The organism is Niveispirillum lacus, from assembly GCF_002251795.1.
Lineage (GTDB): Bacteria > Pseudomonadota > Alphaproteobacteria > Azospirillales > Azospirillaceae > Niveispirillum > Niveispirillum lacus.
This window is the reverse complement of sequence record NZ_NOXU01000031.1, coordinates 23,513-44,778: the sequence shown is the minus strand read 5'-3', so window position 1 is coordinate 44,778 and position 21,266 is coordinate 23,513. Positions and strand designations below refer to the sequence as shown.

General features: G+C 63.8%; 17 protein-coding genes. 7 read left to right on the top strand and 10 right to left on the bottom strand.

What is annotated here, in order from left to right; all coding sequences use genetic code 11:
* Window positions 1-5: 5 nt before the first annotated feature.
* Entirely contained in the window at window positions 6-419 is a 414-nt protein-coding gene (locus tag CHU95_RS15935; protein ID WP_094457344.1) for a VOC family protein, read from the top strand.
* Window positions 420-555: 136 nt separating this feature from the next.
* Here the strand turns inward: CHU95_RS15935 and CHU95_RS15930 are convergent, their stop codons facing one another.
* The 3 genes from CHU95_RS15930 to CHU95_RS15920 all read right to left on the bottom strand — a co-directional run bounded on the left by CHU95_RS15930 (window position 556) and on the right by CHU95_RS15920 (window position 1,648).
* The gene (locus CHU95_RS15930; RefSeq protein ID WP_094457343.1) at window positions 556-942 is read right to left on the bottom strand and encodes a helix-turn-helix domain-containing protein; all 387 of its coding nucleotides are present in this window, start codon (window positions 940-942) and stop codon (window positions 556-558) included.
* On the bottom strand, window positions 939-1,199 hold the full coding sequence (locus CHU95_RS15925) for a type II toxin-antitoxin system RelE family toxin (RefSeq protein WP_165772219.1): 261 nt from the start codon (window positions 1,197-1,199) through the stop codon (window positions 939-941). Before CHU95_RS15925 ends, CHU95_RS15930 begins: the two co-directional genes overlap by 4 nt.
* 101 nt (window positions 1,200-1,300) lie before the next feature.
* The gene (locus CHU95_RS15920) at window positions 1,301-1,648 is read right to left on the bottom strand and encodes a DUF3088 domain-containing protein (RefSeq protein WP_094457341.1); all 348 of its coding nucleotides are present in this window, start codon (window positions 1,646-1,648) and stop codon (window positions 1,301-1,303) included.
* Between the two features lie 105 nt (window positions 1,649-1,753).
* On the opposite strand from CHU95_RS15920, the gene CHU95_RS15915 reads away from it, so the two are divergent.
* The gene (locus CHU95_RS15915; protein WP_094457340.1) at window positions 1,754-2,140 is read left to right on the top strand and encodes a YbaN family protein; all 387 of its coding nucleotides are present in this window, start codon (window positions 1,754-1,756) and stop codon (window positions 2,138-2,140) included.
* Window positions 2,141-2,192: 52 nt separating this feature from the next.
* Here the strand turns inward: CHU95_RS15915 and CHU95_RS15910 are convergent, their stop codons facing one another.
* On the bottom strand, window positions 2,193-7,037 hold the full coding sequence (locus CHU95_RS15910; protein WP_094457339.1) for an NAD-glutamate dehydrogenase: 4,845 nt from the start codon (window positions 7,035-7,037) through the stop codon (window positions 2,193-2,195).
* Window positions 7,038-7,291: 254 nt separating this feature from the next.
* Here CHU95_RS15910 and CHU95_RS15905 point away from each other — a divergent pair, with 254 nt between their 5' ends.
* Together CHU95_RS15905 and CHU95_RS15900 are read left to right on the top strand one after the other, a co-directional pair.
* Window positions 7,292-8,326 carry an NrtR DNA-binding winged helix domain-containing protein gene (locus CHU95_RS15905; protein WP_245838336.1) on the top strand — a complete coding sequence of 345 codons (1,035 nt, stop codon included), beginning with the start codon at window positions 7,292-7,294 and terminating at the stop codon, window positions 8,324-8,326.
* On the top strand, window positions 8,326-8,865 hold the full coding sequence (locus CHU95_RS15900) for a GNAT family N-acetyltransferase (RefSeq protein ID WP_094457337.1): 540 nt from the start codon (window positions 8,326-8,328) through the stop codon (window positions 8,863-8,865). Before CHU95_RS15905 ends, CHU95_RS15900 begins: the two co-directional genes overlap by 1 nt.
* A gap of 261 nt (window positions 8,866-9,126) precedes the next feature.
* On the opposite strand, the gene CHU95_RS15895 is transcribed toward CHU95_RS15900, so the two are convergent.
* Window positions 9,127-9,996 (bottom strand): MipA/OmpV family protein, encoded by an 870-nt coding sequence (locus CHU95_RS15895; RefSeq protein WP_094457336.1) that lies wholly within the window; start codon window positions 9,994-9,996, stop codon window positions 9,127-9,129.
* 130 nt (window positions 9,997-10,126) lie between these two features.
* Window positions 10,127-12,643 carry a cation:proton antiporter gene (locus tag CHU95_RS15890; RefSeq protein WP_094457335.1) on the bottom strand — a complete coding sequence of 839 codons (2,517 nt, stop codon included), beginning with the start codon at window positions 12,641-12,643 and terminating at the stop codon, window positions 10,127-10,129.
* 253 nt (window positions 12,644-12,896) lie between these two features.
* On the opposite strand from CHU95_RS15890, the gene CHU95_RS15885 reads away from it, so the two are divergent.
* Window positions 12,897-15,128: a GGDEF/EAL domain-containing response regulator gene (locus CHU95_RS15885; protein WP_165772218.1), complete on the top strand. Its 2,232-nt coding sequence runs from the start codon at window positions 12,897-12,899 to the stop codon at window positions 15,126-15,128.
* 45 nt (window positions 15,129-15,173) lie between these two features.
* Here CHU95_RS15885 and CHU95_RS15880 read toward each other — a convergent pair whose 3' ends face one another.
* The 4 genes from CHU95_RS15880 to CHU95_RS15865 form a co-directional block, all read right to left on the bottom strand.
* Entirely contained in the window at window positions 15,174-16,004 is an 831-nt protein-coding gene (locus CHU95_RS15880; protein WP_094457333.1) for a TIGR03915 family putative DNA repair protein, read from the bottom strand.
* Window positions 16,001-17,236 (bottom strand): putative DNA modification/repair radical SAM protein, encoded by a 1,236-nt coding sequence (locus tag CHU95_RS15875; protein ID WP_094457332.1) that lies wholly within the window; start codon window positions 17,234-17,236, stop codon window positions 16,001-16,003. Before CHU95_RS15875 ends, CHU95_RS15880 begins: the two co-directional genes overlap by 4 nt.
* A 99-nt stretch (window positions 17,237-17,335) precedes the next feature.
* Window positions 17,336-18,592 carry a sensor histidine kinase gene (locus CHU95_RS15870; protein WP_165772217.1) on the bottom strand — a complete coding sequence of 419 codons (1,257 nt, stop codon included), beginning with the start codon at window positions 18,590-18,592 and terminating at the stop codon, window positions 17,336-17,338.
* 75 nt (window positions 18,593-18,667) lie between these two features.
* Complete coding sequence (locus CHU95_RS15865; protein ID WP_094457330.1) at window positions 18,668-19,603, bottom strand: LysR family transcriptional regulator; 936 nt, start codon at window positions 19,601-19,603, stop codon at window positions 18,668-18,670.
* 126 nt (window positions 19,604-19,729) lie between these two features.
* On the opposite strand from CHU95_RS15865, the gene wrbA reads away from it, so the two are divergent.
* Both wrbA and CHU95_RS15855 read left to right on the top strand, forming a co-directional pair.
* Window positions 19,730-20,332, top strand: coding sequence for an NAD(P)H:quinone oxidoreductase (gene wrbA / locus CHU95_RS15860; protein ID WP_094457329.1), 603 nt, complete (start codon window positions 19,730-19,732; stop codon window positions 20,330-20,332).
* A gap of 81 nt (window positions 20,333-20,413) precedes the next feature.
* Window positions 20,414-21,127: a pirin family protein gene (locus CHU95_RS15855; protein ID WP_094457328.1), complete on the top strand. Its 714-nt coding sequence runs from the start codon at window positions 20,414-20,416 to the stop codon at window positions 21,125-21,127.
* Window positions 21,128-21,266 lie beyond the last annotated feature (139 nt).

The window sequence follows — 21,266 nt, the reverse complement described above, 5'->3', positions numbered from 1 at the left end:
AACCCATGACCACCCCTTTCGCCTCCGGCACCACCCCCATGCGCTGCCGCGACATGGCGGCCTGCATCCGCTTCTACCGCCTGCTGCTGGGCGATGAGGTGGCGACACTCACAGGCCAGGACCCGACCGGCGCGCCCTGGCACACCGCCTGGTTCAACCTGCACAATGGTGGGCGCCTGATCCTGACCGATGACCGCAGCCACAGCCACCCGCCGGTGGGTGGTGGCTGCGCCCATCTGCTGTGCGACGATCCGGCGGCGGAAGAGGTCAGGCTGCGCAACCTTGGCGTGGTGCCTTTGATACCCACCCACGCAACCAAATCCAGCCATGCCCTGGTCCTGGCCGACCCCGATGGCAATGAGATCGTGATAAGCACACCGGAAACGCTGCCGGGCATGGGGACAAAGCTGCCCTTCTGACAACCGGCCCCACAGCCGTAGGTCAGGTCGACGCAAAAGCCTCGCTCTGGCAGAGTCGGATCGAAGGCCTTTCCTGTCAGGGCGACGCTTACGCGTCGACCTGACCTACAGCAATTCGCTCTGCAACGATGCCCGCCTACTCCACCGCTGCCTCACCCACAAGGTCATCCAGATCGACCTTGAGCACGCCCGCAAGTCGGGTCAGCACCTGGACACTTCCCGTTTTCTTGCCCGTTTCGATTTCAGACAGATAGCCGGGAGCGATCCCCACCTGTGCCGCCAGGTCACGGGCTGTCATACCCCGGTGTTTGCGCCAAGTACGGACCCGATTGGCCCCGTCGCAAAGGGCCACGGCCATCTCAAAGGGGATAAATTCGGTGCGTCCAGCGGCAAGGTCGGCATCAATCTGCCTTATGCGGGCAAGATCGTGCGCTTCGTCTAACTCGTCCAGCAAAGCCTCATAGTCGGTACGGGCTAGCGTGACGGTTTCCGCCGTGACGGACAAGGGCTTGATGGCATTCATTCATAAACCTCCCCACGCACGTCGATGATCAGAACGAGAATACTGTCTTCCACCCTGACCACCCGATACACCGCACGCCAGTCCCCCTGACGAATACGAAATGTATCCTGTACACCCTTCAACGCTTTCACATCGAAAGCATGCCGTGCAAAGGGGGCCGCCGCCACCGCCTGCAATTTGCCAAGCAAGGCCGCACGGGACTTCGCCGGCATCTTCGCCAGCCCCTTCTGAGCAACTTTGGTCAGCTCGACTTTCATGTCCAGATGTTTGCCCATAGCTAACACTGACTCAAGGCAAAAGTTAGCTCTTGGCGAACTTGCGGACCTGAACTATGGCGATTTTGCTGGCTTCCTCCTCCTCACGGATGCGGCAACGGTATCCCGTGCCGCACGGCCAGCGCCTTCATGATTGCCGCCCGCGTCCCGGCAAAGCGCACCCCGCCATGCCGCCCCGTCTCCAGCCCATCCTCGGCATCATCACCAAAGATCAGCAGCGGCAGGCCCTGGTTCGCCTCTCCCACCAGCGCCACCACCTCGGCGCGGGGGCGCGGGAAATCATGGCGGCGGACCTCGACCCGCTCCGCAATGATCGGAAACCGGGCCAGGATGCCCTCAAAGAACATGCAATCGGCGCAGTAGAAGCGCTGACCGGGGTACTTCTCGTCCGGGAAATCGGGCGGAAGCAGGTACAGGATGTCGCGGGCCATAGGGTTCTCCTTCCTCTGCCCTGTTTTACCATGCCACCGCCCTTGCCAACCACCCGCACCCACGCCATTGTTGCGAATGATTTGCGATTGATGACGGGAAGCAGGATGACCGAGCCGACAAGAAGCCGCCGCTGGCGGGCCTTTTATATCGCGCTGGGCACCGTCTGTGTCGGTCTGGGCATGGTGGGCACGGTGCTGCCGGTGCTGCCGACCACACCCTTCATGCTGGTTGCTGTCTGGGCGTTTTTCCGGTCACATCCGGAACGGGCGCAAAAGTTGCTGGACCATCCGCGCTGGGGGCCGCCGCTCCGCGACTGGCGCGAACAGGGCGCCATCCCGACACGGGGCAAGATTGTGGCGGTGTCGGTGATGGCCCTGTCCTGGATCATCGTATTCTTCACCACACAGGGCGTTTGGATACCGCTGATTGTCGGCGTGATCCTGTGTTGTACCGCGACCTTTGTCGCCACAAGACCGGCACCCAAGCGATAAGGGCGGGCGCCACAGACGATCCGCTGGACCCTCTGCGACGCCCGACTTTTCCTTACCCCGCCAGCAGCCCGCGGAGCTGCCGCCCCGCCACCGCCAGCATGGCGATGTCCAGCGCCGCGACCCCGCGCAGGTCAGATAACAGGCTGTTGATCCGCTCCAACGGGCCTTGGCGCTGTGCCGCCCAGGCACCAAACAGGTCGCCGCCGCCCACGGTCTGCACCAGCACGCGCGCCGTCAGGCGGGCCTGCAAATTGAACAGATCGTCCAGAGAGGCCGCCACGGCCTGACGCTGCCAGTGGTTTTCGCATCGGACCTCCACCGTGCGGGCCCGCAGATATTCCAGGCCCAGGCGGTCGCCCAGGTCGAAATAGAGGTTGGCCACGTCCGCCGGGGCACGGTTTGCCTCCACCGCGATTTCGGCGATGTCGGTGCTGGCCGCCAGCAGCGGCAGGGCCGAGACACGGCGGGCCAGATCACCCGGCACCCCGTCCTTGGACCAGTTGCCCGCTGTCTCCGCCAGCCATTTCAGCGCCGACGGCGACAACACATCGGGCAGGTGCCCCGTCAACTCATCCACGACCGGTGCCAGACGCGCCACCTCGGCGGCGATATCCAGCGGGTAGCTGCCATGGGCCAGGACCCAGGGCACAGCCCGGCGCATCAGACGACCGGTATAGAGCATCATGGCCGTCTGGACCGACGCCGGCACCTTGGTATCCAGATCCTCCACCGCATCCCACAGCCGGCGCAGACCGAAGGCATCGCGGACGATCAGATAGGCGCGGGCAACATCGCCCTCGCTGCGGCCGGTCTGTTCCACCATCTCCCAGGTGAAGGTGGGGCCGACACGGTTGACCATGCCGTTGGTGACAGCGGTGCAGATAATCTCTCGGCGCAACTGATGCCGTCCCACGGCGTCGGGGAATTTCTCCTGCAACGGCTTGGGGAAGTACCGCATCAGATCGCGTTCGACGCTCTTATCCTCAGGCAGGTCCGACGCCAGCAACTGGTCATAAAGGTCGATCTTGGCATAGGCCAGCAGGACCGCCATTTCCGGCCGCGTCAGCCCGCGCTTGGCATTGGCGCGGGCTGCAATTTCCTCGTCATCGGGCAGGAACTCGATGGCGCGGGACAGTTTGCCGGCCTTTTCCATGGTGCGGGCGAACCGGGCCTGATCCTCCAGCGTTTCCACCGAAAGGGCCTGGGCGATGGTCAGGGCCTGGGTCTGCTTGTAATTGTCGGCCAGGACCAAATCCGCCACCTCGTCCGTCATCTGGGCCAGCAGCACGTCGCGCTGTTCACGCGTCATGCCGCCGCCATCCATGACATCGCGCAGCAGGATCTTGATATTCACCTCATGGTCCGACGTATCGACGCCCGCCGAATTGTCGATGGCGTCGGTGTTGATCGAGACACCGGCCTGGGCCGCCTCGATACGCCCGCGCTGGGTGAAGCCCAGATTGGCGCCTTCGCCCACCACCTTGGCCCGCAGCTCCCGGCCATTCAGGCGGATCGGATCATTGGCCTTATCACCGGCATCGGCGTTGGTTTCGTCGCTGGACTTCACATAGGTGCCGATACCGCCCAGCCACAACAGTTCGACCTTGGCCCGCAGCACGGCACGCATCAGCTCGGTCGGCGTCACACGCTCAGCCTGGATATCCAGGGCCTGACGGATTTCCGGTGAAAGCGTCACCGACTTCGCCCCGCGGTCAAAGATGCCGCCGCCGGGCGACAGCTTCGTCGTGTCATAATCGGCCCAGGACGAACGTGGCAGATCGAACAGGCGCTTGCGCTCCGCCCAACTGCTGGCCGCATCCGGGTTGGGATCGACAAAGATATGGCGATGGTCGAAGGCGGCGATCAGGCGGATATGCCGGGACAGCAGCATGCCATTGCCGAACACGTCGCCCGACATGTCGCCCACGCCGACGGTGGTGAAATCCTCGGTCTGGATATCCTTGCCCAGCTCGCGGAAATGCCGCTTCACCGCCTCCCAGGCACCACGCGCGGTAATGCCCATGCCCTTATGGTCGTAACCCGCCGACCCGCCAGAGGCGAAGGCATCGTCCAGCCAGAAGCCGTATTCCCGCGACACGCCATTGGCGATGTCGGAGAAGGTGGCCGTGCCCTTGTCGGCGGCGACCACCAGATAGGGATCGTCACTGTCCAGACGGACCACATCGGCCGGCGGGATCACGACACCGTTTTTCAAATTGTCGGTGATGTCCAGCAACCCGCGCATCATCGTCTTGTAGCATTCGATGACCTCGGCCATCACGGCCTCACGGCCCGCACTGGCCGGCACGGGGTTCTTCACGATGAAGCCGCCCTTGCTGCCCACCGGCACGATCACCGCATTCTTGACGATCTGCGCCTTGATCAGGCCCAGGATCTCGGTACGGAAATCTTCCCGGCGGTCGGACCAGCGGATACCGCCGCGGGCCACCTTGCCACCACGCAGATGGATGGCCTCCACGCGCGGGCTATAGACCCAGATCTCCCGCCACGGGCGCGGCAGGGGCAGATCGTCGATGGAGCCGCTATCCAGCTTGAAGCTGATATAGCTCTTTGGCTTCCCGTCCGCCCCCTTCTGGAAGAAGTTGGTGCGCAAGGTGGCGCGGATGATGTTCAGCATCCGGCGCAGGATGCGGTCTTCATCCAGATTGGTGACGGCATCCAGCGCGTGGTCAATCTCCAGGATCAGACCCTTGCGCTTGGTATCCACCTCATCCCGGCCCAGCTTGGCCAGGACCGAAGGATCATGGCTGACGCGGAACAGGTCCAGCAGCAGGCGGGCGATCTTGGAATGGGTCGAGAGTGTATTCTCGATATATTCCTGGCTGAAATCGAACTTGGCCTGCTTCAGATACTTGGCATAGGCACGGAAGACCGTAACCTCGCGCCAGTTCATGCCCGACAGAAGCACCAGACGGTTAAACCCGTCCGACTGCGCCTCCCCGGTCCACACCCGATGGAATGCGTCCTCAAACGCCGCCTTCACCCGGTCCAGTTCGACGGCGCCGCCATCGGCGGTGCGCATGTCGAAATCCTGCATGAAGACATTGGGCGTGTCGCCGGGCAGTTCCACCTCGAACGGGCCGCCCTCGGCCAGGATGCGCAGACCCAGATGCTCCAGCATGGGCAGCACCTTGGACAGTTCCACCGGCCCCCCGGTCTGATAGACCTTGAAGAACAGTTGATGGGCATCCGCCTCGACCGGGCGGTGTAGATTAAGGGCGATACCGCCATGGGTAATCACATGTTCGATCCGGGCCAGATCGACCACCGCCTCATCGGGCGTATAGGCCTCCTGATACGAGGCCGGCAGCGCACCGCTATATTTGCGGGCCAGTGCCAGACCGGCGGCCTCTCCCTTGTCCTCCACCAAAGCCTGGGTGAAGCGGTCGCGCCAGCCGCGTGAGGCTTCGATCAACTGGCTTTCCAACTCACCGACATCGACATCCGGCAACTTGCCGGGCGTCGTCTGCACGATGAGATGGACGCGGGCCAATACACTCTCGGACAGGGACACATTCACCTGCGACGAGGTACCGTCATAGGCCTTCTCGATCAGGGACTGCAGGCGCTTGCGCAGATCGGTATCATACCGGTCGCGCGGCACATGGATCAGCGCAGATACGAACCGTTCAAACGGGTCCTTGCGGACAAACAGGGCGACGCGCTGGCGCTCCTGCAAATGCAGCACACCCATGGCAATGTCGAACAACTCGTCATCGCCAATCTGGAACAGCTCGTCGCGCGGATAGGTTTCCAGAATATGGACCAGCGCCTTGCCATCATGGCCGCGCCCGTCAAAACCCGACCGCTCAATGACGCGGTTGACCTTCTGGCGCAGGAACGGAATATCGCGCGATGACCGGTTATAGGCGGTGCTGGTGAACAGGCCGACGAACAGCCGTTCGCCAATCTCCTCGCCGGCCTCGTTGAACAGCTTGACCATGACAGCGTCAAGCGGCGCCCGACGATGCACCGTACTGTCCTTATTGGCCTTGGTCACCATCATGAAACGGGGGTGACGGACAAACGCCTTCACCTCCGGCGGCAGGGTGGAGAAATAGCGCAAGCCGTCAAAGACACTGACCTCGTCATTGCGCAGCAGGCCCAGGCCGGCGCCCGTCAGGATGTCCAGCGTCTCCTCACCATTATCCTTGCCCAGGCGATATTCGCGGATGCCAAGGAAGATGAAATGGTCTTCATCCATCCAGCGCAGGAAGGCCAGGCCCTCGTCGCGTTCATCCGCCGCCACCGGCCCGTGCTGACCGTCAATGGTTTCGATCAGGCGCGCCCGCATGGCGTGGAAATCCGTCACCGAAGCCCGCACATCGGCCAGCACATGGGCGATACCGGCGCGGATCGCGTCCAGTTCGTCGGCACCGGTGATCTGATCGACCTCGATATGCATCACGGATTCCGCGATGGCATCGGCAGGCGCTTCCCCATTCTGCCAGATGGCGGTCAGGCGGCCATCGCCGTCGCGGCTCACCTTGATCACGGGATGCACCACCAGATGCACCGTCAGGCCCCGGCGGTTCAGTTCAGCCGAAACGCTGTCGACAAGGAACGGCATATCGTCATTGACGATCTCGACCACCGTGTGGTGGGCGTGCCAACCGTCGCTGTCGACGCGTGGATTGACCACGCGGACCAACGCGGCGCCCGGCTTGCGTGTGCCTCCGAACTGCATGATGGCGATGGCGGCACCATACAGCTCATCGGCGGTGGAGCGCAGCATGTCGTCGGGCGACACGTTGCGATAAAAGGCCCGGACGAACGCTTCGGCCAGACCGGCCTTTTCCTTGGACAGGCGACCACGCAGCTTGGCGATGACCTGATCCAGCAGCTCGGACTTACGCTGTTCGAGCTTGAACGCCATGGTGTTTCTCCCGCAATGGACCGCATCTTGTCGGGGCGGATTTGTGGTTGGAAGTGCCCCGGCACGGTTTGCGGGCAACACATTGCGCTTTTTATGCTGCCTTCAAAAGAGGGTCGGGTGACAGTTCGATGTTCAGGAACGCTTATGCCGCCGACGGGCTGGCATACGGCATTCCATTGCTTTACAAGCGACTACGGCTTTCTTTTCGAATCCGCCCGTGCCCGACCGTCCGACAGAGCAGGAGCAAGCCCCCCGTGCCCGCGCCCGACTCGACAGTGCTGGGTCTGACTGCCGTCATTGTTGCCGTGACGGATGAGGTGCCGCGCGTGCTGGTGGTGCGGCGCATGACGCATGATTTGGCGACCCCCGAACAGCGCGATGCTACGGCGGGCCAGGATGCCCTGCCCTTCGGCCCGTTCGCGGCCGACCGCGACCGCACCCTGGAACAGGGTCTGCGCCGCTGGGTGGAGGAACAGACCGGCCTGCCGCTCCGCTATGTCGAACAGCTTTATACGTTCGGCGACAAGTACCGCGACCCGCGCGAATTGGAGGGCGGATCGCGCGTCGTCTCCGTCGGCTATATGGCGCTGGTACGGGAGGCACCGCTCTCGGGCAGCGGGGCCGCCGAATGGCACGACTGGTACGATTACTTCCCCTGGGAGGATTGGCGCGATGGCCGCCCGGCCCTGCTGACCCGCACCATCCTGCCGGCTTTGTCGCGCTGGATCGCAGCATCCCCCGACAGCGCCATCGCCGCGGCCCGTGCCGAACGTGTCTCCACCACCTTTGCCGAGGAGGAATTGTGGGACACCGAGCGCGTGCTGGAACGCTACGAACTGCTCTATAGCGCCGGTCTGGTGGAAGAGGCGCTGCGCGACCGCGCCATCCGTCAGCGTCTGGGGTTGAGCCTGGACAATGGCCATCTGAATGAGCCCGACCTTGCCGCCCAGATGGGCACACCCATGGCCCAGGATAATCGCCGCATCCTGGCCGTGGCACTGGGCCGGCTTAGAGGTAAGCTGAAATATCGCCCCCTGGTCTTCGATCTGCTGCCGCAGCTTTTCACCCTGTTCCGGTTGCAGCGGACGGTGGAGGCGCTGTCGGGCGTGCAGCTCCATAAGCAGAATTTCCGCCGACTGGTCCTGGCCGGTGGTCTGGTGGAAGCCACCGGTTCACAAGAGGCCCATACCGGCGGCCGCCCCGCCGAACTGCACCGCTTCCGCCGCGACGTGCTGCGCGAACGGGTGGCGGCGGGCATCGGGCTGCCGCAGGTGCGGATGGTGGATTGATGATCCACACCGACCACCTGATCCTGCGCCCCTGGCTGGACAGCGACCTGGACGCCCTGACGGCCCTTAACGACGATCCCGCCATCTATCAATGGCTGGCCGGCCCCTTCACGCGGGAGATGAATGCCGCCAGCATCCAGCGGCAGCAGGGGTTTCAGGCTGAACATGGCTTCTGCTACTGGGCCGTGGTGGAAAAGGCGTCGGGCCAGTTGATCGGCATGGCCGGCCTGATGCCCGTCACCTTCGATGCCGGGTTCCTGCCCGCCGTGGAGATCGGCTGGCGCCTGTCGTCGGCCTTTCAGGGCAAGGGTTACGCGACGGAGGCGGCGAAGGCCGCCCTGGCCCATGGCTTCGGCCCGGCGGGGCTGGACGAGATCGTGTCCTTCACGGTGCCCCATAACAAGGCCTCGCGCGCCGTCATGGAACGCATCGGCCTGCGCCACGAACCGGCCATGGATTTCGATCATCCACGCCTCCCGGAAGGGCATCCCCTGCGCCGACATGTGTTTTATCGGGTGCGGCGCGGCGCGACGTCCTGAAACAAACAACGCCCGGCAGCAGGTCACCCCGCTGCCGGGCGTCGATCCCCAGCCAGATCCCCGAGGGGACCCCAATTTCAACATCATGCCGACCGCCTGTCGCCAACCGGTGGGGTTACCCAATATCCCCGTGCATGTGCCAGAACCACTTTGCGAATCGCGTGCCAAGTGTAAAAACGGCGTCTGACAACGCTTTCCGACAATCCTACGACCCGAGATCTGCCCAATCAGGCGGCATTGCCGCCCAAATGGGCAGCAGGGTCAGCGCACCACCGGCACGCGGGCGTCCGACTGCCAGAAGGACCAGCGCACGCCGGCACCGACGCTGACATTGGTCTTGTCGCGGAACAGCGGACTGTCTTCGTTCGCGGAGCCGCCATAATAGCCGACCTGGGCCGCGCCAAACACCAGCAGCCGGTCATTGATGGGATAGGCCACGCCCAGCGTCGTCTTGGTGCCGATATAGCCATCATCGGCCTTGTAGGCCCGGCGGCTGGCCGTGGCATGGGCCGCATCGACGCCGTAGAAATAATCATTCACCCCGTCAAAGCCGAAGACCGGCCCGATGGAGGCATAACCGCGCAGCTTGGTCCCGCCCAACGAGCGGTCGGACCAGCTCAATTCCGGATTGATGCTGATGCCTTCATAATCGAAGCCAATGAGGCGGGTGGCGATGACGGCGCGCACCTCCACGCCCAGATCGACCTGCACATCACCCTGTTTGGGCATGAAATGCCAGGTGGCCTTGGGCCCCGCTTCGATCAGCAGGTCCAGGTCGGGCATGCCCTGGCGGGCCTTGTTATCCTTGCTGTCCACATCGAACGACCCGTCCAGGCCGATATCCAGCTCAAACCGCCCGCCGGCCATTTCCTGGCGCGCGCGGATGAAGCCATTATCGCCAATGCGCAGATGGTCGCCGCGATAAATCAGGAACGGCACGGGCAGCGCCTTGAACTGCCCCTCCGACGCTGCCGGGTAATGTGCAACATAGCCGCCGGCGGCCAGGATGGCGGCCTCCCACAAGGGCGCGGTCTGATCCGTCGTCTCCATCCCGAACAGGGCCGACTGCGCGGCGGCGGGGCCAGACAGGGCCAGCAGGGCGGTGGCAAGGGTGGCAAGGCGGCGGATCATCGGGGCTGGGCACCGGTCATGTTGCAGGGCGGCATAGCTCTACCGCATCGCCGTCAGCACCGCTACATCCACCGACGACTGGCCCACCGATCGGCAATGCACAAATCATGGCCGCCCGAACAGCAGCCCTTCAGGCTGACAGCCGTTTCTGAATGGCGCTGTCGAAATGCTCCTTCAGCACCGGATCGCCGCTGTACAGACGGTTGAAGTCGCGCTTATCCAACAACAGAAGCTGGCAATAGGCGAGTGCCGTCACATCCGCGTTGCGCGGCTGGTCCAGAACCAGGGCGATCTCCCCGAAAAAATCACCACTGCCAAGGCGGATGGGCGCATCCAGCCCGGCCACATGCACCGCCACCGCACCCGAGGAGATAAAATAGACAGTATCCCCGCGCTCCCCCTTACGCACGATGGTCTCACCCGGAAAATACAGCCGGGGCCGCAGCAGCCTCTCAATCTGTGCCAACCGCTCCGGTGTCAGGCCGGCGAACAGCGGCACCCGCCCGATCAACTCATGCGTGGCCAAACCCAGGTCCAGCTTTGGCGGCGTACTCACCTCCTGCCAGCGTTCGCGCAGGTCGCGTTCCAGATCGTTCAGGATTTCGCGGCTGATCAGCGCCTCTTCAAACAGCGACTGGGTTGACCGTTCCTCCATGCGCAGGCCCGCACGAATCAGGTACTGGGACTGCACCGCATCCAGATAGGCGGGATATTGCAGGCGGATACTGTCCAGGGCCTCTTCCACCACCGTCAGCCGGGCCGTCAGGCGGGTTCGGACGGCTTCCGCTGCCTGCTTGCCCAGCATCGGTGCCAACCGGTCACCCGTGAACTGGTTCAATTCGCGCAGGCAAAAGCGCAGGGCCGTCAACATCGCATACCGTTCGGCCAGCCGGGCCGACACCGGCCGTTCCCAACCATACCGTCGATGCAGCCACAAGGCGGTCCGCAGCGCCCGGCCCGGCCGCAACTGTTTGGCCGCCACCTTGGTATAGGCCGCCGCCCCGCCGGTTTTCAGCGCATCCTGCAGGCGGCCGGCCACCGCCGCCAGGGTTTGCACCGACAGGCGGGAGATCACACCATCGCGGAAATAGGCCAGGTAACGCTGTTCCTCATACCGGGCCAGGGTGGCCAGGCCGATATAGACCCGGTCATCCAGCGACAGGGCGCCGTACCGGCTTTCCAGATCCAACTGTTCCTGCGCCAGTTCCGCTCCGCGCTCCATCAGTGGGTCGATGGCATGTGCAGCATCCAGCCCGAACCGTTCGGCCACATCCTCCAGATCGCGACGCACATTGGAGAGTGACAGGCCCAAGGCCCGATTACGCAACGCCTGTTCCACCGGCGTCAGCCGGTCCAGCTTCAGCACGCGGATCAGCGGGCGCAGCGTCGTCCCCTGCACAAACAGGGTGAACAGCACAAAGCCGGTCACCACGACGGCTACATGTTCCTGAATATAGTCCGGCAGCGACTGATGCTCCGTCACAGCCAGGGCCAGCGCCAGCGACACCGCCCCTCGCAGGCCGCCCCAGGTCATGACAATCCGATAGCGATGGCTGATCCGGTCGGACGCACCAACCCAGGACAGGATGGGCAGGATACCAAAGATCACAGCAGCCCGCGCGCCCAACGCTGCCAGGATCAACGCCGCCAGCAGGGCAAAATGGCTCCATTTCGCGCCCATCAGCGTGGGCGGCACCAGCATGGATGCAAACAGGAAGATCAGGGAATTGGCCCAGAAACCCAACTGGCTCCACACCTGTTCCAGGCCCGACCAGCTTTCCGGGCTGATGCGGGTTCGCCCTGCCGAGGCCATGACCAGACCTGCCACCACCACAGCCACCACACCCGATACATGCAGGTAATGTTCGGCCAGGATGAAGGACAGGTAGGCCAGCGCCACCGTCAGGGTAATCTCTGACAGGGTCTGGTTACGCAGGGGCGTGACCACCAGCGCCGTTAACCAGCCCAGCAGCCAGCCGACCGCCACGCCGCCAATGAACTTGAACACAAAGTCAAAGGCTGCCGCCCCCAGGTCCGGGTCTCCCCCGCTGGTCAGGATGCCCAGCAGCAGGGTGAACAGCACAATGGCGGCGGCGTCATTAAACAGGCTTTCACCTTCGACCAGGATGGTCAGCCGACGCGGCGCGCCCAGGTCGCGGAAGATGCTGACCACAGCAGCCGGATCGGTTGTGGCAATAATGCTGGCCAGCAGCAGGCAGATGATCAAGGCCTTCTGCGTTGGCATGCCATGCCACAGGCCCCAGACCCACCACATCGCAAAACCCGCAACCAATGTGCAGACCAGGACAGCCACAATGGCCAGCAGCAGAATAGGCCCGAGATCGTCGAGCATGCGCCGCACATCCACACCCAGCGCCGTTTCAAACAGCAGCACCGGCAGGAAGATGTAAAGGAAGGCTGCGGATGTCAGTTCCACATTGCCGACGGCGTTGATGAAGGCGGTGACCGGTCCTGTCACCTCCCGTTCCACCCCACCACCCAGATGCAGCAGCAGACCGATGCCTACACCCAGGGCTGCCAGCACCACCGTGTAGGGCAGGCCCAGCTTCCTGGCCAATGGCGGCAGCAGGCTGACCAACCCCAGCAGGCCGGCAACCGCCAGAAGCGTGTTGATCAAGGTTTCCATCGGCGGCACATGCGGGTCTGAACGGGCGGGCGGGATTGGAAGGGCAGAATGACACGGATATCAAGGCCACCGCCAGCATCAGCAAGCGGGCGTTGGCGGAAGGTCACCCCTGCGCCATGCTTGCCGCGCCCGTGCCGGTGGCGTAGGTTCGCGCTGTTGATTCGACACAATGAGCGCGACTGCCATCCCAAAGCAGGGGAAACGGCAGATGACACCTGGACAGGGATGGCCATCGGGCCGGGGGGCGAACGGAATGGCGGATGACCTGCTGGATTTCGCGGCGGAGCCGGCACCGGCTCCGGCCTCGCCTTCTTTGGCGCCCTGGCTGGTCCTGATCGTCGACGACGACCCTTCTGTGCATTCCGTGACCCGCCTGGCCCTGCGCGACATGGCGCATGCCGGACGCAAACTGCTGTTCTTATCCGCCTATTCTGCTGGCGAGGCGCGGCAGATGCTGGCCCTCTATCCCGATATCGCCCTGATCCTGCTGGATGTGGTGATGGAAGCGGAGGATGCGGGCCTGCGACTGATCCAGACCGTTCGGGAGGAGATGGGCAACCATGATGTCCGCATCATCCTGCGCACCGGTCAGCCGGGTCAGGCGCCAGAGCGGGAAGTGGTGGAACGCTATGATATCAATGACTACCGGGCAAAGGACGAACTGACGGCACGGCGGCTCTGGACATCGGTCTACACGGCGCTGCGGGCCTTTGAACAGATCCGTGAACTGGACCAGCACCGAGCGGGGCTGACCCATATTCTGGACGCATCGGCCCGGCTGTTCGGTGAACATGATCCCGAACGTCTGGCCCATGCCGCCGTCGACGCCCTGTCGGCGGTGGCCGGTCCCGGCGCCGGCGTGCTGCTGGTCCGTTGCGAGCGGCTGCCCGATGGCACCACAGGGGAACCCCTTCTGCTGGCCGGTATCGGGGAAGGCCGCGTGGCCATGACGCCAGGGGCGCTGGCCCATCTGGTCCCCGCGGAAATCGGGCAGCAGGTAACGGCGGCTCTGGCTGCCGGCAAGGCCCTGTCGGGCGCGGACTGGTTCGCCTTGCCGGCCAGCCTGGCGGATGATGCCGCCATTATCCTGCACCTGTCCCATCTGACCCCCGGCCGGGCGCTGGACGCCGGCATGCTGTCGCTGTTTGCGCGCACCGTCGCCGTGGCCCTGGAAAATGCCCGACTGCTGGTGCAACTTTCCAAGGACCGTACCCATGACCGTGCCACCGGTCTCCTGAACCGGCTGGGGTTCATTCAGGCCATCGAGACGCGGCTGGCCCGTATGCAGCCGGGCGGCGCCGACAGCGTCGCCGTGGGCATCATCGACCTGCGCCATTTCCGCGATATCAATCAGGAACTGGGCGTGGCCGCCGGTGACCGGTTGCTGGTCAGCACCGCTCAGCGTGTGACCGCCGCCGCCGGCGCCGATGCCATTTGCGGGCGGACAGGCGCCGACCAGTTCGCCCTGCTGCTGCCCGGCGCCCCGATCCTGTCTGCGGCCCGTGACGCCATCCACGCTGTGGCCGGTGCCGTCAGCGAACCCATCATTCTTGCCGGGCGGGAGGTGCATCCCATGTCGTCGCCGGGCCTTGCCTGGTGCAACTGCCCCGGCCGTCATGGGGAGGAGTTGCTGGCCCGCGCGGAAGAAAGCATGCAGGCTTCCAAACGTGCCTTTGGCCGCTTGCAGGAAGTGGTCATCGGTGCCGATCGCACCGATGGCGGTCGGCTGGGCCTGACCATGGAACTGGGCACCGCCCTCAAACAGGGACAGTTTGAGCTGTATTACCAGCCCATCGTTGACGCCGCGACGCGTGAGATTGCGGCGTTTGAGGCGCTGGTGCGCTGGAACCATCCGTCGCGGGGTATTGTCATCCCCGCCGCCTTCATCCCCACGGCAGAGGAAACCGGTCTGATCGTGCCCATCGGCACCTGGGTGATGCGTGAAGCCGCCCTGCAAACCGCCGACTGGACCCGACGCGCCGGGCGGCCCGTTTGGGTCTCGGTCAATATTTCGGCGGCGCAATTGTCAGAACCCGGTTTCCTGGACAATGTGCGCGCCGTCATCGCCGAAAGCGGCGTCGATCCGACCCTGCTGAAACTGGAAGTCACGGAAAGCACCATCATCGGCGATCCAGCCCATGCGGCGGAAATCCTGACGGGCCTGCGCGACCTGGGCATCCGTCTGTGCATGGATGATTTCGGCACCGGCTATTCCAACCTGTCCTACCTGCAGACCCTGCCCTTTGATTTCCTGAAGGTCGACCGGGCCTTTGTGACCAGCATGATCGACCGGTTTGAAAGCCGGACCATTCTGCGCACCATGCTGGCGCTTGCCCAGCAACTGGCGCTGGAAGTGGTGGCCGAAGGGGTGGAAACCGACGAACAGGCCGATGAACTATCGCGCCTGGGCTGCGGTTTCCTGCAAGGCTATCTCTATGGGCGCCCGATGCCGGCACCGGAAGCCGGGCGCTTCATCGGGGTCTGATATTAACCGGCATCCAGCCTTGGATGATGGCGACGGAGATGCCGCTCACTCCCGTTCCCGGATACGGTAGTGGAACGGTTTGGGCTGCGTTGCTTCCCGGTCGATCATGTCGCGCATCCGGTCCTCGGCGCTGGCAATCAGGTCGGGGATCAGATCGGCTTCTGGCAGGTTCTTCCAGTATTTCTTGGGCATCTGCGACTGCATCGCCTGCACCTTCAACCGCGCCGGATTGAAAATATGGGCAAAGTAGGTGCGCCACAGGTCATCGGTATCGTCAATCAGGTCGGGCTTCTGTGATGGTTCGTCTGACAGGGTCAGGTGCTGGCCGTCCCAGGCCGCCGACCCTTTGGGTGTGACGATGATCCAATCCATGTCGGTGAAACGCCGCTGAAAGAAGCCGGACGTGCGAGCCACGATGTAATTATCCGGTTCAAACCAGGCGGCAAAGCGCCGACGCCCCGCGTGCGGTGGCCCCATTTCCTTGAAACGGACAAACGCCTTCATCTTGTGCGCGTCGCGGCGGATGGCCTTTTCCAGCGTCTCTGCCCGCGCCACGTCCGGGTCGGAAGGAATGGACAGCAGGGCACGTTCGCCCTGCACCCGCCAGAGCAGGCGGTAAAGCAGGGCAAAACGCGACGGGTCGCGGTGACAGATCACCGCATCGGCCAGGGTCAGGAAGGCGGCGGGCACCGTCGGGGCGGACAGCGAAGGATCGGGTGGCGGTAACGGATCATCGGCCAGACCGAACAGATCAGCCCCGCCATCCTGCACCCGCCAATCCACATCCGTTGGCGGCACCCCAGCCCGCAGCAGGGCGCGCGCCGCATCCCGCCATTCCGCCAGATCGCCACGGCCGCGAAGACCCAGCCGGATCATCCGAACAGGCTCAACTGTTTGGGCTTCGGCGCAAAAAGCTCGCGCAGGTCGGTGCGGTCGGTGAGGCGCAGCGGCGACCAACCCTCGGCCATGATAAAGGGCCGCACCTTTCGCACCGATACGCGCAACCGTTCCAGATCATCCAGACGCAGGCGCTTGTGCCGGCGGGCTGACAGGATGGCCGGCACCGAACTTGTACCCAAACCCGGCACACGCAGCAGCATCTCCTTGTCCGCCCGGTTCACATCCACCGGGAACCGGTCCCTGTTGGCCAGCGCCCAAGCGAGTTTCGGGTCGATATCCAGTTCCAGATTACCATCGGCCCGCACCGACGTAATCTCTGTCACATCGAACCCATAGAACCGATATAGCCAGTCCGCCTGATACAGCCGATGTTCCCGCATCAGCGGCGGGCGCGACAATGGCAGGGCGCTGGAGGCATCGGGAATGGGGCTGAAGGCGGAATAATAGACCCGGCGCAGGCGGAAGCGGCTGTACAGATCGACGCTGGACCCCAAGATGGTGGCGTCCGTGGCCCCATCCACGCCGACGATCATCTGCGTGCTCTGGCCGCCCGGTACAAAACGTTGCCGCCTTTTGGTCTTCAGGGTCGGCTCTTTTGCGGCCTCGATCTTCAGCGACAGGTCGGACATGGATTGGCGGATGCGGGCCGGGTGCTTTTGCGGCGCGAACTGTTCGATGCCCTGGTCGGTCGGCAGTTCGATATTGATCGACAGGCGGTCAGCGTAAAGCCCCGCCTCCTCGATCAAATGCGGCGACGCCTCCGGGATGGTCTTCAGATGGATATAACCGCGGAAGTTATGCAGGGTGCGCAGGTCCTTGGCCACCCGGACCAGTTGTTCCATCGTGTAGTCCGACGAACGAATGATACCCGACGACAGAAACAGCCCCTCGATATAGTTGCGGCGGTAGAATTCCAGGGTCAGCCAGACCACTTCCTCGGCGGTAAAGCGTGCCCGTTCCACATTGCTGGATGACCGGTTGACGCAATAGACACAGTCATACAGGCAGAAGTTGGTCAGCAGGATTTTCAGCAGCGAAATACAACGCCCGTCCGGGGCATAGGCGTGGCAGATGCCCATTCCCTCCGTCGATCCCAGCCCGCCACTGGTCGCGGAATCCCGTTTCTGTGTACCGCTGGACGCGCAGGACGCATCATATTTGGCGGCGTCAGACAGGATGGCGAGGCGTTGTTTCAGCGATTTGGCCATGAAACGATCAACAGAGTGGCAACAATATGTTCATGATATGTTCCAAACACAAGACGTCAATACCTTTGAATTAGGCTAAGGTCAGGGGGTGGCAAGAGCTCAAACCGCGCTGCGGCGGGGAAAGGCCACGGTGAAGCGGGTGCCCTGGCCAACCCGGCTTTCCACGTCGATGCGCCCACCCAGGCGCTGGGTAACCAGATTATACACCAGATGCAGCCCCAGACCTGTACCTCCCGCCTCGCGGCGCGTGGTGAAAAACGGATCAAAAATCCGGGGCAGAATGGCGGCTTCGATGCCCTGGCCGTCATCCGTCACCGACAATTGAACCCAGCCGGGCGTGCCGGGGGCCGGGCAGAGGCTGACGCAGATGGTCCCTGCCCTGCCCTGACCGGTGAAAGCATGGGTGAGGGCATTCATGACGAGGTTGGTAACGATCTGGGCGATGGCACCGGGCGCACTTTCCACCACCTGCCCTTCCACCAGATCGGCGTCCAGCCGGTGGGGCAGGCGACGCAGTTGCGGCTGCAGGCTGCGCAGAACCTCCCCCAGATAGTCACCCAGATCGAAGCGGCGGCGCTGATCGGTGGTCTGGTCGACGGCCACCTGCTTGAAACTATGCACCAGATCGGCTGCGCGGGTGATGTTGCCGAGCACAAAACCCATGGCCTCCCCCGCCGACGCCACATAATCCTGCAGGTCGCTGCGGCGTAGGGTGCCGTCCCGATAGGCTTTGGAAAACCTTTCCGTGTCCTGGGCGAACGCGGTTGCCGCCGTCACCGCCACCCCCAGCGGCGTATTGATCTCATGCGCCACACCGGCCACAAGCCCGCCCAGCGCCGCCATCTTTTCAGATTGGATCAGGTCGCGCTGCGTGGCCCGCAGCCGTTCCAGGGTGCGGGCCATCTCCTCTGCTGTCAGGCGCATGACGTCGATACCTTGGCCCAGCCCGACCGCCCTGCCGTCCGGATCGACCAGCACGAAACCGCGATGCAGGGCGTCGGGCTTGCGCTCCGCGATCAGGATGTTGAGGTCAGACAGGCCGGTATGCAGCGCCACCAGCAGGGGGTGGCGGTCGGCCAGATGAATGACCGGTCGCCTGGCATAAAGGTCGCGGCCATACCGCTGGGAAAAATGCAGCAGGAAGGTAGCCCGGTCGGCCAGGGCCAGGGGGCGCTCGGTGCTGTCCAACACGATGACGCCGGGCAGGTCGGGGTCGGCCTGGAACAGTTCGGCGACGGCACCGCAACTGGTCCGTTCCACAACCGATGGCGCCGGGCGGCAGAGCCGGGCTGCCGTCCAGACAGCATCCGCTGCTGCCTGATCCGACGCCGGGGCCTCAACTGTATGCCGGTCCAAAGCCGCCCCTTTCCGTCTGGAAACAAATTCGGTTGTCATGCCAGAAAGCCGTGAAGGAATTGTGAAACCCGCCGATCATCCTCCCTTGATCACGGACAGGGCTGCGTCCCAATAGGGCACCGGGCCGAACCGGCCAGACAGGAAATCGACAAAGGCCCGGACCTTGGGACTGAGATGCCGGTTGGCGGGATAGACGGCATGGGCCGCTGCCGGACCGGGCAGCCAGGGGTCCAGGACCGGGACCAGCCGCCCCGCCGCCAGTGCATCGCCGACTATGAAAGTGGGCAGCAGCACCAGACCCTGGCCATGCAGCGCGGCCTCACGCAGCGCGTCGCCATTATTGGCCCGGAGCCGGCCCCGCAGCTTGATGTTCTGGATCGCCTCTGCGCCCGGCGCGGTGCGGAAGCTCCATTGATCAGGGGTCTGGACATTGGTGTAGATCAGGCAATCATGGTCAGCGATATCGGCTGGCGTCTGCGGCGTGCCGTGCCGGGCCAGATAATCCGGACTGGCACAGATGACCGCCCGGACCGGGCACAGACGGCGGGCCACCAGCGAACTGTCCTTCAACCGCCCGATACGCACCGCCAGATCATAGCCTTCCTCCACCAGATCAACGAACCGGTCGGACAGGTCCATATCCACCGTGACCTCTGGATACAGGGCCATGAAATCGGCAATGGCGCCCGACAGGTGGACGATCCCAAACGACATCGGCGCTGCCAGTTTGAGCACCCCGCGCGGGGCTGCATGCTGGCTGACCACCGAACGCTCCGCTTCTTCCAGCGCGTCCAGCGCTTGGGTAACGCGGGCGTAAAACCCCTCGCCCACCTGCGTAAGGCTGATATGGCGGGTGGTGCGGTTGAACAGGCGGGCACCCAGCCGCGCCTCCAACTCGCCAATGCGCCGACTGGCGGCGGATTTCGACAGGCCCAGCTTTTCGGCAGCCCGGGTGAAGCTGCGCCCCTCCGCCACCAGCGTGAACAGGCGCAGATCTTCCAGCCGGTCCATCACAACCTCCTTCGATTGTCCCGCTCAATGGAACAAAGCTATTCAAAATAGGATCATTATCGGAAGGGGCGCAACGCCCTATCTTCCGCTCAACAGAGCAATTCACCGCATCTGACGGAGAGCGAAATGAGCAAGGTTCTGGTCCTCTATTATTCCTCCTATGGCCATATCGAGACCATGGCCAAGGCTGTGGCCGAAGGGGCGGCATCGGTGGCTGGCACCGACGTCGTGGTTAAGCGCGTGCCGGAACTGATGCCGGAGGACGTGGCCAAGCGTTCCGGCATCAAGCTGGAACAGGAGGCCGCCATTGCCACGGTGGATGAGTTGCCGACTTATGACGCCATCATCTTCGGCACGCCCACCCGCTTCGGCATGATGGCCAGCCAGATGCGTAACTTCCTGGACCAGACGGGCGGTCTGTGGGCCAAGGGTGCGCTGATCGGCAAGGTTGGCTCTGTCTTCGTGTCCACGGCCACCCAGCATGGCGGTCAGGAAGCAACCCTGCTGTCCTTCCACACCACCCTGCTTCACCATGGCATGGTCGTCGCCGGCTTGCCGTACAGCTTTGCCGGCCAGATGCGCAATGACGAGGTGACAGGCGGCAGCCCCTATGGCGCCACCACCATCGCTGGTGGCGACGGGTCCCGCCAGCCGTCCCAGAACGAGCTGGATGGCGCCCGGTTCCAGGGGGCCCATGTCGCCCGTCTGGCCGCCAAACTTGCGGCCTGACGCCTGATTGAGGTCTGTGGTCTAAGGTCCCCGTATCGTCGCCATCCGGGACGGTACGGGGGGCCATCAAGGAGACGTGTCATGATCGAACATCGCCCCTTTGCCGGCCTGGGCAAGGCCAATCATGGCTGGCTGCGCGCCAATTTCCATTTCAGCTTCGCCGGTTATCACAATCCGTCACGGGTCCACTGGGGACCGCTGCGGGTATGGAACGACGACACGATCGACAGCAATACCGGCTTCGATCCCCATCCCCATCAGGACATGGAAATCATCACCTATGTCCGCAAGGGCGCCATCACCCATCAGGATTTCCTGGGCAATGAGGGGCGCACGGAAGCAGGTGACGTGCAGGTGATGTCGGCGGGCACTGGCATCGTGCATGCTGAATATAACCGTGAGCCGGGGGAGACCACCCTGTTCCAGATCTGGATCATCCCTAACAAGCGGGGCGTGAAGCCGCGCTGGGAAGCGGCGAAGTTTCCCAAGGGCACCGATGCCCAGGGCCAGTTGCGCGTGCTGGCATCCGGTCGTGATCAGGATAAGGACAGCGGCGCATTATATATCCATCAAGATGCCGCGCTTTTGGGGGGAACCTTGCCGGCGGGCACGGTGTTGACCCATCGCCTGGGTGACCGGCTGGCCTATCTTGTTCCCGCCAGGGGCAAGGTCACGGTCAACGGCCTCACCCTTGACGCCCGTGATGGTGCTGCGGTGAAGGACGAAGAGGTCCTGACGATCGAAGTGCTGGAAGAGGCCGAACTGATCCTGGCCGATCTGCCGCGCGCGGCCTGATCGAACGGGTCCATTCCACCGGGGCCGGCTCCCTCTCCCGCCTTGAAAGCCGGCTCCGGCCAAAAGGGCGGCGTCCTCCCCCCGGACGCCGCCCTGTTGACGTCTGGGTTGGGTGCGATGTTCCGCCCCTTGGCGGCCC

What these genes read in the sequence shown, in the direction of transcription:
- CHU95_RS15935 (WP_094457344.1), top strand. Translation starts at nt 6, where the DNA reads ATGACCACCCCTTTCGCCTCCGGCACCACCCCCATGCGCTGCCGCGAC.
- CHU95_RS15930 (WP_094457343.1), bottom strand. Translation starts at nt 942, where the DNA reads ATGAATGCCATCAAGCCCTTGTCCGTCACGGCGGAAACCGTCACGCTA.
- CHU95_RS15925 (WP_165772219.1), bottom strand. Translation starts at nt 1,199, where the DNA reads ATGAAAGTCGAGCTGACCAAAGTTGCTCAGAAGGGGCTGGCGAAGATG.
- CHU95_RS15920 (WP_094457341.1), bottom strand. Translation starts at nt 1,648, where the DNA reads ATGGCCCGCGACATCCTGTACCTGCTTCCGCCCGATTTCCCGGACGAG.
- CHU95_RS15915 (WP_094457340.1), top strand. Translation starts at nt 1,754, where the DNA reads ATGACCGAGCCGACAAGAAGCCGCCGCTGGCGGGCCTTTTATATCGCG.
- CHU95_RS15910 (WP_094457339.1), bottom strand. Translation starts at nt 7,037, where the DNA reads ATGGCGTTCAAGCTCGAACAGCGTAAGTCCGAGCTGCTGGATCAGGTC.
- CHU95_RS15900 (WP_094457337.1), top strand. Translation starts at nt 8,326, where the DNA reads ATGATCCACACCGACCACCTGATCCTGCGCCCCTGGCTGGACAGCGAC.
- CHU95_RS15895 (WP_094457336.1), bottom strand. Translation starts at nt 9,996, where the DNA reads ATGATCCGCCGCCTTGCCACCCTTGCCACCGCCCTGCTGGCCCTGTCT.
- CHU95_RS15890 (WP_094457335.1), bottom strand. Translation starts at nt 12,643, where the DNA reads ATGGAAACCTTGATCAACACGCTTCTGGCGGTTGCCGGCCTGCTGGGG.
- CHU95_RS15885 (WP_165772218.1), top strand. Translation starts at nt 12,897, where the DNA reads ATGGCGGATGACCTGCTGGATTTCGCGGCGGAGCCGGCACCGGCTCCG.
- CHU95_RS15880 (WP_094457333.1), bottom strand. Translation starts at nt 16,004, where the DNA reads ATGATCCGGCTGGGTCTTCGCGGCCGTGGCGATCTGGCGGAATGGCGG.
- CHU95_RS15875 (WP_094457332.1), bottom strand. Translation starts at nt 17,236, where the DNA reads ATGGCCAAATCGCTGAAACAACGCCTCGCCATCCTGTCTGACGCCGCC.
- CHU95_RS15865 (WP_094457330.1), bottom strand. Translation starts at nt 19,603, where the DNA reads ATGGACCGGCTGGAAGATCTGCGCCTGTTCACGCTGGTGGCGGAGGGG.
- wrbA (WP_094457329.1), top strand. Translation starts at nt 19,730, where the DNA reads ATGAGCAAGGTTCTGGTCCTCTATTATTCCTCCTATGGCCATATCGAG.
- CHU95_RS15855 (WP_094457328.1), top strand. Translation starts at nt 20,414, where the DNA reads ATGATCGAACATCGCCCCTTTGCCGGCCTGGGCAAGGCCAATCATGGC.